We start from the raw sequence: 13,091 nt of genomic DNA on the forward strand, positions 1-13,091 counted from the left end.
TGAAAAAGAAATCGTACAAAAAGAAGTAGACACAGTTGTTGAATTAGACTTTGCGATGGATCAATTATACGTCAGTTCTGAGGATGAGAGAGCCAATTATCCTAAGTTCTATCGTGAAATATTAGACCGATTAGCAAATGCTCAACGAGCATTATCAAGACGTACAAAAGGTTCAGGTCGTTGGAATAAACAATGTATCCGTGTAGCTAAGCTGCATGAAAAAGTAGCAAATCAACGTAAGAACTTCCTTCATTATAAATCTAAAGAGTTAGCGACTCATTTTGATGTTGTAGCTATTGAAGATCTAAATAGGAAGGGCATATCGCAAGCACTTCATTTTGGAAAAAGCGTCGCTGATCATGCTTGGGGTATGTTCACTTCTTACCTAGCTTATAAACGAAATGAACAAGGCAAACAGCTTGTGAAAATAGATAAATGGTTTCCTTCCACAAAAACATGTAGCAGTTGTGGAAATGTGAAACATATGTCATTGTCTGAGCGAGTCTATTCTTGTATATGCGGTGTAAATTTCGATAGAGATGATAACGCAGCTATCAATATCAAAAATGAAGTAATACGCCTATTAGCGTTAGCATAGATAGTAATAAAATAACCCTTGTTAGCTAGGCTGTCTTAGGAAGAATTCGTTAGCTACCAAAACCCCACTTCAAACAGTCCGTTAGGACGTTAAGTGGCGGGTAGTTCACAAACTCAAAAAAGTGATACAGAACTCATAAACCATGATTTAAACAGGAAAATTTTTAAAACATATTATTTTTAGAATGTTTAATAATAATATATTAATCGGAGATGCTGGCCCTGTCCCTTGTAGAAGAAATCCATCCACTAATTACAATCCCAATAAATATAGTCCAAAATAGGGTTTTCCAAGTTGTAGATTCTGGAAAGGAATGTGCAATCATGCTTAAAGGAGAATGGGCTAATGCATATACTGCTAGCTTAATACCAACCCAGCCTATGACTAAAGATACCGTAATGTTTAATTTTGGTCTACTCTTTATTATTTTCTCGAAGGCAGAAGTAGAAAAGCGCATAATGATTAAACCAATCATACCGCCTATTAAAACAAGAGAAAATTGACCTATATCAAGTTCACCAATAGTACCTAAGTTTGTTTTAGGTAAATTCATTGTTAATGCCACCGCTACGAAAATAGAATCAATAGCAAACGCAAGATCAATGAGTTCAACTTTTAAGAGTATCCGCCAAAAATCTTCTTGTTTTTTTATATGCTTTTCTTTCGTTGCTTGTGGATTTTCCTTTTCAAATAAATTCTTTGTAGCTATATACAGTAAATAAAGTGATCCTAGCGCTTGTACTTGCCATAAATCAAGAAGTAAGGAAATCATGCATAATGCTATAAATCGGAATATTAATGCTCCTGTCAAACCGTAAAATAATTCTTTTTTTCGTTGATTTTCTGGTAATTTTTTCATAAGAAAAGCAAACACAATCGCATTATCAATAGTTAAAACACCTTCTAAAATAATTAAAATCAGTAATGCCCAAATATATTCTATTAACAATAACATCTTCCTTTCTTTAGTAAAGTGAAATGCGAATCAAGCGATAGTTTTCCATGCTATCCGTAAAATTATCCGGTATTTGCATCTGTTGTATGTAAAAAGGAGTTTGAGTTTCTGTTACGGAAACGTACGAACAGTTACTGTAGTGGTATTTGAGGGCTTTCTTGTGTCAAGATAGACAATATCGAATACAGAGTATTAGTAAAAAAATTTAAAAATAACTAAAAATCATCTAACAGCATGGAAAATATGGCAAGATTTTAATAAAAGTTTGTGGTTAATATCAAATGGACAACTGATTTTAAGAGAAAATAATATCAATATGAGGTTCTCTTATGTTAACTGTAAGAGGAATATTTTTAGCGCAGGTATCCATTAGGTTCGGAACATATCGTATTTACAGGAAATTATATTGGTATATCTGTTATTGTTTTTAAGTAAATCAAAATAGCGTACCGTAAGAAATCTGGGATATCAAAATTAGATGATAATCGACATTGTAAGTTTTCAAATTGAGACTTAAACTACAAGATAATGTGGAGGGTTATTGTATAAAATCATTCCGGATTGGAGAAAATCGTAAACTTTTATAATGAAAGTGTGAAGAATAATACTAGTGCAGGTTTAATAAATCCAAATATAAATTCAACTAAAAAGGGTGTTAATTCTTTATGTATTCTTAAATTCTTTGTTTGTGTAGTATTATTTTTTCAAATGGATTATTGTCAATTCATTTAAAATAGGTGTTTTCATGTTCCATTTTTTCATTAAAATTAACAATAATAACAAACCATTTAATAAATACAAACATAGAATAATGTAAGGGACAGCATCCAAGCGTTCCAAACACCCATGCCAAGAAATAAAACTACAAATTATTTCTTGGCCCCTTTTACATAAAAATAAAATAAATTTCATCAAAAATGTACAAGCTTCTTTTCACCTTATTCATAAAATATTAGTAAGGATCTATCAATCCTTACCTCCACTAATTTCAACTCAAAATTACCCAAAACGAAAAAAAGCAAAACAGAGTAATTTAAATTACTCTGTTTTGCTTTTTAAATACAAACTAAAATGTACAAATCTAAATTTATTATAAAGATAAGCTCTATAGCTCACTTATTCTATTTTTCTTTAAGAAAATCCTTACAAAAAATCGATTTTTTATACAAAGTTGCACCCTAATACAAAACATTCATACGTCTAAAAGGTCTCGAAGTCTCCACATTGTATAAAACCATGCATAGAAGGTAAATAAGGATAACAAACAAATCCAATAATAACAATAATTCATCCTAGTGATATTACCGGTTTAAAGCCCTCTATTAATTCATTTAAAACGCATAAGAATAATATGGTAAATTTGTGTGTATTTTGATAATATACATATATAAAGAACAATAAATTTAGTATCGATTTTAATAAATTCCAAAGAAAAGCTCATTTTTACAAGAAATGAGCTTTTCTGTTTCAGGCTAACAACCATGTATCATTTCAACCTTTATTAGGGGAAAGATTGAAAGAAAAGTTTAGCTTAGTTACATTTTTGCATATATGTATGAGAAAGTGAATTGATAATATTTATTCTGAGTATTATGAAATTTAACTGATGTTTTACAGTAAACAACCGACACATATAATCGCAATTTCGAGTTGTTGAAGCACAAGTTAGATACACTTTGTATCATAAAGGAATCTGATAAGTGGATTGCTCAAATTTCTGTCACAATTTCTATATGTAGAAAAAACAGGAACAAACATTTTAGAAGTTGATTTAGATCTCAAGGTGCTTGCGGTAGCCATCACAGATGAGGGTAAGATTTGTTTTTTTGGAAACGGAAAAACAAATGCATGATACGTAAGTTTCGTAATGTTCGTCAGAATCTAGGAGAAGTGAAGAAGCTGCATGCTCTGCGATAACTTGATAATATGGGACAACAGTAGAAGAATGAAGCATATTTCAAGAAAGGTTAAACTACCCGTCCCTTATAGAATACAAGAAACAGGTAGCATGGGTGGTGTTCTTACAATAGCAAGCTTATAAAATTAAGGGAATGTGTTTTCTATATTTTAACTTCTAGATTTCATATTCATCACAAACATTGTGATGGTCGCATTCTTTACGTTTACAGCAGAAACGGCCACAATCGGGTGAATTTACAGAGACTACGTTAATTTTATTAATGGTAATTCGTGCTAATCCAGGGAAACAATCAAAATCTGAGAGGATTATTACATTGTTTCCTTGGAATCCTTGGAATGTCGCACTTGTAGGTGGTTGACAAGCGTACTGAATAACAAGACAAGTTCCAGGAGCTAATGTTCTTAAAAATTGTAATAACTCTGGGTTATTAACATTGTTTACATTAAAAGTTTGTTCTTCTCTTCTAGGCTGTTCTCTATGACCATTACATCTGTTACAGTCACAACCTCCACCAAAACCAAAACCCATAATATTACCCCCTTTCTTTCGTTAATACATCTTATGCTCGTCTAGAAAGGATGGTGTGAGTATATGAGTCTAGTTACGTGTGGATTTTTTCTTTAAATAAAAAATTGTTTAATATATTTTCTTTTTGCTCAATACAAATATAGTTAAGGATGATTTGTGGTTGATTTTTTCATATAGTGTAATTACGACTGTTGTTTATAAAAACAATAACTAAATTTTTTTGCATAGGATGTGGGTACCTATAGATGATATACTGGAAAAATCATTGGATTGTACATTTGTTGATAAGTATAGGTTTCGCAGATAAAGTACACTAAAGTTGATTATTTGTGTTTTTGCTTTAATTTTATTATGGTGTGTGTTTTATATTAGCATAAAGCTCTTACTATCTAACAGCCGTTTAAAGAGATTTTTTTCTTATATGTTATTGTTTTTCGACAGAAGGCTCATTATTTTGTTCGAAGCTACTAGTTCTATGACTAGTAGCTTTTTAGAAAGCATAACGTTGGGAGAAATGGAGATTCTTTAGTGGATGTGTAGATGAGTGCCCGATAGTATTTTTGAAATACAGAATGAATGTTATTCTAATTGTTCTAATAATTTCTTCTTCTGTTGATGAGTGTTTATTATTCCTCCGCAGAAAAGTCCAGCGGTAGTACCACTAGTTATAGTATATAAAAAGATAAAGTTTAAACTGTGAATAGCATCGGTATTTATGTGCATATAGGTATTTAGAGCATATTTGATAATAAAATTAATCAATATAACCATTAATGGTAGGTAGTTTTTTGAACGAAACAGTATACCATTTTTTAGAAAGAAGCGGTGTTTTCTACTATAAAGTTTATAGCCTAAAAATGTGCCGATTCCAAGAAATATAATATAGAGTACGAAAGCATAAAAACGAAATGAGAAGTTCGCAAAAATATTATATATTCCCCATAAAATAAAAATCCCTGGAACTATGAGTGACTGAGAAATATTTACTTCGCGCTCCTGAGAAGCAGCTATGCCCCTAGAGAGTAAAAAATAAAACAATAGCCATACCCATATAGGTGTATGTTTCACAATTTCGAAAATCATCTACTATACACATCCTTAACAATAGATATAATTGTGTATAGTTTGTTTAACTTCAATACAAATATACCTTGAAAAATAGGATGAAGTCTTTCAATGAAAGTTTATAATCCACTTTCTTCACCAGGAATTTCCGGTAACATTCAGACGGTGAGGATTTTTGTTTCTTGTTAAAGTTGAGATATATGCTAAATAGGGATTTACACTGTATGGAACTATTTTCTTTTAGGTTGGTTTACAAAATATTGTTTGTGACCATACGTCCTTCTTCGAAATAGCATGTGCATAGAAATTGTATCAGAACTAAAAATACTATGTAAACAAAGTAGGGAAATGGCTTAGAAACCTAGAAAGAGAATGGAAGATACGAACATTCAATAATGAACGAAGTGTTAGAAGGAAAAAGAAATACAAATAGGGGCGCGTATTTTATGTATAACTTACAAGAAGATATGTGTGAACAATTAAAAGAGGAAAAAGGGGATATTACTATATTTTTAAAGTATCCTAAAACTGATGTTATCGTTTATTTTTTTGTATTAATTTCCTTTTTTATATGGGGGTTCTAGAAATATGATGACGAACATGTCCAAGTTACTATCTGAAAACCAGTGAAAAATAATTTTTTATCTAATTAGGCCCATAGAAAACTGATTTGGAATCACTTTGCTGTATAATTTTATAAAACGTAATATAAAGATTTTAAAAAATTAAATATAATATCTAATAAGTATTATAATAAGAAGTATCAGTGCCTATTTTTCTTCATAAAAAAGAAGAGACTAATTCTCTTCTTTTTGGGATACTTAATTTTTTTATTTTTGAGAAGTTCCCTGGTCTTGGTGATATAAAACAATACGCTGATGTAAAGGTTGAATTTTTCTGTTGGTCGCTGAATACATCTTTTGAAATTCCTTGATCTGTGCTGGTGAAATTTCTATAATCTCTTTCATGACATACCATTCTACATTTTCAGAAAGTGGTGGAGTCGTTAGAGATCCAAGGTAATGATAATAACTTTTATCGGTTGGAATCATAGAGGCTATATCCAATGTTCCGACATCTGTATTTTTCTTGCCTGTTTTTACATGATTTAGCACATCTTGAAACCCTTTATTTTCTTTTCCTTCCTGAAAAAGTACACCAATGACTGCGAGACGTCCATCTTGACTTTTATGAACAAAATGCACTTCGACAGGATAATGTTGTCCGTTTATGGTATGTTCACTGGGAGCATGAAAATGGAACTGTGTAAATGCAAATGTTCTTCCGTTGATTTGTGCTGTCCCTGTATCATCGACTTGGATGGTGTGTCCATTATCCTCTTCATCCTGTACAGTGGTATTGTAATCGAGATGTATGTCCCCAACATCCTGCATAGGAACGACTTTTGATGTGTCGATATTAATAGGAGATTGTGCATCTCCTGATTCAAAATTCCAATGATCTTGATCTTTATAATTGAGCTGTTCTGTTGATCCATTTTGTTTTAGTTGAGGTTTAGTATCCTTTTTTTGTGGTACTGTTTCTGGTTTTGAGCATCCTTGTATGAGAAAAAGACAGCATGCTACTATGAGAAACTCTTGTTTTCTAATCATATTTTTGCCTCCTTTGTATTTCATTTTGATGTGAATCAAGTGCCTATATACTAGACTATATCTTTTCATTTTGTTTCATAAATACCAAAGGATTTTTTGTGAAATGAAAAAAAGTATGTTCTATTGAGATGTTAATCGAGCCTTTTTACATCATTTCCCATGGTTAGTTTCTCTATTACTGGTTTTAATATACATATATTTTCTTATCTGCTGTAGTTTATTGAACAAGAAAAAGCTTATACGGTGCTACATGCTGACATGGTTAGTTTTTTCTAAAAATTACAAAATATATGGTGTGAAAAATAACCTATTATAGTAGAGGTATTTATTATATAGGAAAGATGTGGGGGTGGTTGGTACAGAAAGTACTTTTAGTAAGGATAATTTTTATATATTTTTCTTGTAAAGGAAGCTTCAAAGATCCATTTTAATATTTTTACTGAAGTTGGACTGTAAAAATATTGAAATGGAATTTTTAAAAGAAAAACACTTGAATTCTGTTAGAATATAAGTTTTCTTTTATAAAGAAACATGTCGTGTCCGTTCTATGTTAGGATGTAAATCGTCAAATCGTTGAGGTTTCCTTATACAATGACGCTTGAATGGATGGAATGAAAAGTTTTCTTTAGAAATCTGGTTTTTTTGTAATAGTACTTATTATCGAAGCTAAAATAAATACTAAATGGTATAAATAAAAAGGAACGGTGCTATTAACATGGGTTTCGTTCCAAAGAAAAATAGAGTAGATATAAAAATCCATTATTTACAGGGGAAATATAGGACACCCAATAATTTAGACTTTCTATACTATTAATAGTATAGAAAGATCCAACTTGTGCAAATGTCAAAATTGGTATACAATACAAAATATGAAGACCTTCCCATGTATTAAATCTCTATAACAAGGGGGTCTTATATAATTATCATCTTCTTTTCATATATATTGGATAAGAGAGGATTGGTATATTGAACAAATTATGGTCGTGCGATTCTATACAGTTATTACGAGAAATTGATCGAAAAATGAGCATACTCGAGTCTATAATTCAGCAGATTTCTGGAGATGCGGTTGCAGAAGAAGTAGAAGGGATTCATCAGATTCTTTTAGAGGTGTCTCAACTGTTGCTCGCTTTACAACATGATCCTAAGATGGCACCATTTGTAAAAGGATTAAGTCTACAACTTCAAAATATACAAGAACAGTGCAATCGATTATTGGGTATGAGGAGAATGCATTGATTTTTATTAGGGGACTGTAAAATATTATAGTTCCACTCGTTATGTACTGGAAGAGTACAGCAAGTTAGGTGATATTTTATATAATTACTTATTTTCTTCTTAAAAAGGAAGGCGACTACAAGAAAGAACTATCCGTAATATTCTTCAGAAGCATATTAAATTTATTAAGTTTGATGGATTTAGTGCTCATGATTTAATGTATTCCCCGAAAGAATTCTCCTTCCTCAAGCGTGTGAAGAGCGTAGCCCAAAAATAGGTGGGAGATGTATTTCGGTGTGGCATAGCCAGAAGGCTTTGCTTTTTATTTTGCCTCTGATAAAATCAGTCGTATAAATAATAGATATTGGTATAAAAATGAAAATAGATAGGAATAACCACTCAGTGTTATTGGCGTATTACTATCTTGTATTGCTTGTGAAATATAGGGGAAATCCGTTTGGTGATAATAGGACTATGTAACTATCTACCCAATACATGTGTATTTTGTAATAGGGATATATTGGAATGGAGGAGAAAGGAATGATAATCAATAAACCGAGTAGCTATTCAGTTATCTGTTGATGACTTTTACGGATATTAATATACGCTTTATCAAAAAAATGAAAACGCTACCATCACAAGGCATAAAATAAAATTGCAAAAACTAGGTCTTGTTTGATTTGCCAAAAGTTGCGAAGTAAAGGAACGCATTATAAATGTTACAGTTAGAGGGGCCCTGATGGCAGATATCTGGTATGATTGTTAGTTGCAACAGAAGGGTAAGAGTTTCAAAAAATACACTTGCATATAGGAATGGATGTAGGGTTGAAAGAGTTCGCTAATTGTCAGATGAAAGGACCTATAAAATCTGAAGTTTTGCAATGGATGGAAGAAAGAGATACTCATTCAAATCAGGAAAATAAAGTGTCTAAATAAATTCGTAGAGCAAGGCTATGGTTTCATTCCAAAGTGCAAGTCATGCTAGGATTTAAAACTTTACATATAGATTGATTACGAGATTAGTCTGTTCACAATTAAAAACAACTCATGCATCAATTGTTGGAAGAGTATCTTTTATTTGCACTAAAACCTATATTCTGAATAAAACGGTTCTTTTTTTTTGTGTTTTCATATACTATTAAAAATTATTTATTTTCAAGGAGGTAGTATTATGGTTATTTTACAAGATATATATAAAGGACCTTATAATGTGTTAGCTATTCCCCCTTTACAAAACGCAGATGTTCCTGTTTCAAATTATGATGAATTAATAGAAGATTTACAAACGGAATTGTTCCTTGGACGCAGTGAAAGAGCAATTGCAAGTATTTTAGAACGTATTGCAGACAATAAAATTAATTATCAAACTATTGTTATGATGAGTTTAGGTTTGGCCTCTTTCGCTGTACCAGCATTAGGTCTTCTTACCCCTTTTGTCGGACTTTTTTTCTCACTTCTTAATCCTGGACCTGAACCACCGACTGTTGAAGATATTTTTAAAGCTATGCAGCCTGCAATTCAAGATATGATAGATAGATCACTTACTCAAACCGAATTAAACCAGATGAATAATCATTCTGACGCACTACAAAAACAACTGGGCATCTATAAAGATGCAATGGAACATTTTTATAGCTTAACAAACCCTACTGATATTCAGGCAAATGATCTTCATAATCAAATAGATTATACAAATAATGTTTTACAAACAGGCTTAAGTTTTTTCAAAACAAAAGAGTATGAAGTACTAGGATTACCGTATTATACTATGTTTGCAACAATATCTTTGCTTTTACTGTCTGATAAAGTAAAACATGGGTTATCGTGGAAATATAGTTCTGATGATATACCATTCTTTGAAGGACAATTTAATGCTGCTACGCAAGAATATAGTTCGCAAATTGTAAAGATAATGCAAACTATGACACGTGAACAAGTAGAGAGTATAGACTTTTATCAAAATGTTACAGGCTTTATGTCTACATGGCCAGGAATATCGCCTATAAACTATAAAATGAAAAATAATTTAGATAATACTCAAACATTTAAATACAAAGTATATAATCCAAATCCAGGGGATCCACCGATAACTGAGTATAAAATGTTTGATCGTACACCTATAGCCCAATTAAAGTCGGTTCCTTGTACAAATAATAAGACATTTGTAACAGCGATAGATACGATTAATAATTCTTACGGTTTAGGCATGGTAGATCTTAACACATACGCCTGGTATTTACAACCAACGGATCCTTCTGCCTGTGCACAGACCTATACTATAGACCCAATGCTCCCATTACTTGCTGAATGGTCTAGATATTTTAGCAAACCTGGTTCTTTCGATCCAGGTCAACCTCCTATAGGCCGTGCATTCGCCTTTTGGACTGATCCTACTACGATTCCTGATGGAATTTTCTTTTTCCCTTATATAGACAATCTTCTGTATATTGGAGAACCTGGTTTTGGAAACAATGTCGTTCATAACGGAATGAAAATATCTCAAATTAACAGTTTTTTTAATTTTAATTTTGTCAATATTTTAACGGTACCAGAAAATATCTCAAATGATGCAAATTCTATTTTATCTATTCCAGCTGAAAAGTATTCCCTAATAAATGGATGGAAATCCGTTCTAGAAGCCAATCTAAATTATCCAAATGAAGCTGTTACCGGTTCTACGCCATTAATTTCTACAGCTTTAAATCAGGATCTAGCTTTTAACGTTATTAACTTATTGCCTCCAAATGGTAGTTGGACGCAATATAAACTACGTGTTCATTATGCCACAGATGCAGATGGAGCAGAATTAAGTGTGATTAATTATGGATATAACGTACAATACTATCCTACACAAAGTAGTATAAAATTACCCAATACAGTAACTTTAAGTAACCAACAACCTTCAGATGTACAAGAAAATATATTACTAAGTTACCCAAGTACGAAAGGTTTATTGGGTACCTATATGATTTCTACAGATACGATACCAATCAATTTCGGCCAAGGTAAATGTCAGTTCACTTTACGAAATACAGGAGGTAAAAAAATTATTCTAGATCGGATTGAATTAATACCCGTTGAAAATCCTAATGCCCCTGGACCGATTGTAGATCGTATTCCTGACCAATTTTTTCCTGGAACACCTGACCCGCCTAGCATATGGAAAAACACTAATGTTATGGCTGTACGAGCGGAATTAGATTTATATCCACTACCACCGGAATGGCTGGGGGGATATGTAGTAGACTTTCTTTTAAAAAACGTATCACAATCCACTCAACAAGCGCAAGATGGACAATTTTTATACGATCCTGTACCACAAGGATTTGATGAAATAAAAATACACGAAAGAGAATGGCCTGAAACTTTTCTGCTAGATGTATCTGTAAGCGGTACAATCTATGGACCGAAACAATCCGAATGATAAAATTCATTTTTCACTACTATAATATAAATATAAAAAACAACTATGACAAGTCAAGGAGATGAATTGTATGACAATATTAAACATGGATGAATCCATGTTCTCTCAAGTGAACTTCAACACTCTGCAAGATTTAAGGAATGTTACTGCACAAGTTAACGCTTTATTTACCAATTTAACAAAAGATCAGTTAGCGTTAAATACCAGTGACTATTGGATTGACCAGGTGGTTATGAAAGTAGATTTGTTAGATCCTGCTGTATTTGGAAAAGAAAAAAAACAATTACGTCAACAAGTAAACAAAGCTAAACAATTATGTAAAATGCGTAATCTTTTGAAAAGTGGTAATTTTGAAAATATAAATGCTTGGATAACAGGTCGAAAGGTAGTAATAACCAATCATAATCCATTATTTAAAGGTAAACATGCGTTATTACCACCAGCTAGTATATATCCTTCTTATGTGTATCAAAAAGTAGATGAATCGAAACTAAAATCCCATACACGATATCTATTCTCAGGTTTTGCATCACATGCGCAAGATTTACAAGTAATCGTATCTCGTTATGGAAAAGAAGTCGATGAAACCTTACAAATCCCCTTTGAAACAGCATTTCCAACAACATCTGAAGCTACAGCAAATTGTTGTCAACCCGTTTCAAATCTAGGTGAGCCTACAACAATGATCTCTAATCCTTCGTCTTCACAAGACACACATTATTTTCAATATACAATTGATGTTGGCTCTTTACAATCTGATTATAATGTTGGCATTGAAGTTGGATTTAAAATTATTTCTCGAACAGGAATGGCTCGTTTGAGTAATATCGAACTGAGAGAGCAACGTCCTCTTACAGATAAAGAAATCCGTGATATACAAAGAAAAGAACAAATATGGAGACAACAACTGAATCAAGAAGAGGGAAAATTGATAACAACGTTACAAAGTATAGTGAAGCAATTAAACCGTTTGTATCAAAATGAAGATTGGAACGGAAGTATTAAATCATATGTAATGTATCAAGATGTTACCAACATTTCTTTACCAGACCTACCAAATCAAAAACATTGGTTTATGTCTGATCGAGAAGGCCCACACGCAGCCGTTACACGTATATTAAAACAAGCAGTAAATCGTGCTTTTCAACAAGTAGAAGATGCCAATTGGATTAAAAACGGTAGTTTTACAAAAGGGTTCGATGGATGGTCGATAACAGGAGATGTGAATATTACCGTGCAGTATGGCCGCCCTATGTTAGAATTTAATCATTGGGATGCACAAGTTCAAAAAACAATCATAGTTCCATCAGAATTGGATAAGGAATATATATTACGTGTTCGTACACAGGGACTCGGAACCATTATCTTACAAGATGATACAAACACGTATGAATTAGCTATGAATCGAGAATCTTTTCAAATTAAAATGTTAGAACATCTATCGTTTAGTGGACCTTCTATTACAGTGAGTATTCAATCCGAAAATAATGCATTTGTATTGGATACGATTGAATTAATAGCGGAAACAAATACAGATTTACCATAAAACTACTCCTAGTTCCAATTTTCCTAATAATAAGACGGATCGTTTAGAATGGTTTAAATATGCTATTTTTCAACTGTAAGTATCATAGAATTTATACGCCGTGTGATTTTCTAATTTGAATTTTATTAGTTAAAATTAATTTAATATTTTTTCTAATAAGAATCTCCATAGGAAAACGGATTTATTATTCGTTTAGTTGTACACAATGATTATAACAAGTAAC

Annotated in this window: 8 protein-coding genes and 1 pseudogene; 5 read left to right on the forward strand and 4 right to left on the reverse strand. The window is 32.0% G+C overall.

The window, feature by feature from the left end; translation table 11 throughout:
- The coding region (locus tag MHI28_RS30770) for an RNA-guided endonuclease InsQ/TnpB family protein (RefSeq protein WP_340828454.1) at window positions 1-598 on the forward strand (598 nt) is incomplete at its 5' end.
- 202 nt (window positions 599-800) lie between these two features.
- Here the strand turns inward: MHI28_RS30770 and MHI28_RS30775 are convergent.
- Window positions 801-1,553 (reverse strand): TerC family protein, encoded by a 753-nt coding sequence (locus tag MHI28_RS30775; protein ID WP_340828455.1) that lies wholly within the window; start codon window positions 1,551-1,553, stop codon window positions 801-803.
- Between the two features lie 1,623 nt (window positions 1,554-3,176).
- Between MHI28_RS30775 and MHI28_RS30780 the strand changes: the two are divergent.
- Window positions 3,177-3,467: pseudogene (locus tag MHI28_RS30780) on the forward strand (RNA-guided endonuclease TnpB family protein); the annotation flags it as partial.
- A gap of 160 nt (window positions 3,468-3,627) precedes the next feature.
- Here MHI28_RS30780 and MHI28_RS30785 read toward each other — a convergent pair.
- The 3 genes from MHI28_RS30785 to MHI28_RS30795 all read right to left on the reverse strand — a co-directional run bounded on the left by MHI28_RS30785 (window position 3,628) and on the right by MHI28_RS30795 (window position 6,680).
- A complete protein-coding gene (locus MHI28_RS30785; protein ID WP_078186817.1) occupies window positions 3,628-4,002 on the reverse strand; it encodes a hypothetical protein in 375 nt (124 codons plus the stop codon).
- Between the two features lie 579 nt (window positions 4,003-4,581).
- Window positions 4,582-5,085: a hypothetical protein gene (locus MHI28_RS30790; protein ID WP_340828456.1), complete on the reverse strand. Its 504-nt coding sequence runs from the start codon at window positions 5,083-5,085 to the stop codon at window positions 4,582-4,584.
- A gap of 812 nt (window positions 5,086-5,897) precedes the next feature.
- Entirely contained in the window at window positions 5,898-6,680 is a 783-nt protein-coding gene (locus MHI28_RS30795; RefSeq protein WP_340828457.1) for a carbonic anhydrase, read from the reverse strand.
- A 966-nt stretch (window positions 6,681-7,646) separates the two neighbouring features.
- Here MHI28_RS30795 and MHI28_RS30800 point away from each other — a divergent pair.
- The 3 genes from MHI28_RS30800 (at window position 7,647) to MHI28_RS30815 (ending at window position 12,868) form a co-directional block, all read left to right on the forward strand.
- Window positions 7,647-7,919, forward strand: a complete 273-nt coding sequence (locus MHI28_RS30800; RefSeq protein WP_340828458.1) for a hypothetical protein — start codon at window positions 7,647-7,649, stop codon at window positions 7,917-7,919.
- Between the two features lie 1,150 nt (window positions 7,920-9,069).
- The gene (locus MHI28_RS30810) at window positions 9,070-11,322 is read left to right on the forward strand and encodes an insecticidal delta-endotoxin Cry8Ea1 family protein (protein ID WP_340828459.1); all 2,253 of its coding nucleotides are present in this window, start codon (window positions 9,070-9,072) and stop codon (window positions 11,320-11,322) included.
- A gap of 70 nt (window positions 11,323-11,392) precedes the next feature.
- Entirely contained in the window at window positions 11,393-12,868 is a 1,476-nt protein-coding gene (locus tag MHI28_RS30815; RefSeq protein WP_340828460.1) for a hypothetical protein, read from the forward strand.
- The last annotated feature ends 223 nt before the right edge of the window (window positions 12,869-13,091 follow it).

This window comes from Bacillus sp. FSL K6-0268, from assembly GCF_038005425.1.
Taxonomy (GTDB): Bacteria; Bacillota; Bacilli; order Bacillales; family Bacillaceae_G; genus Bacillus_A; species Bacillus_A thuringiensis_S.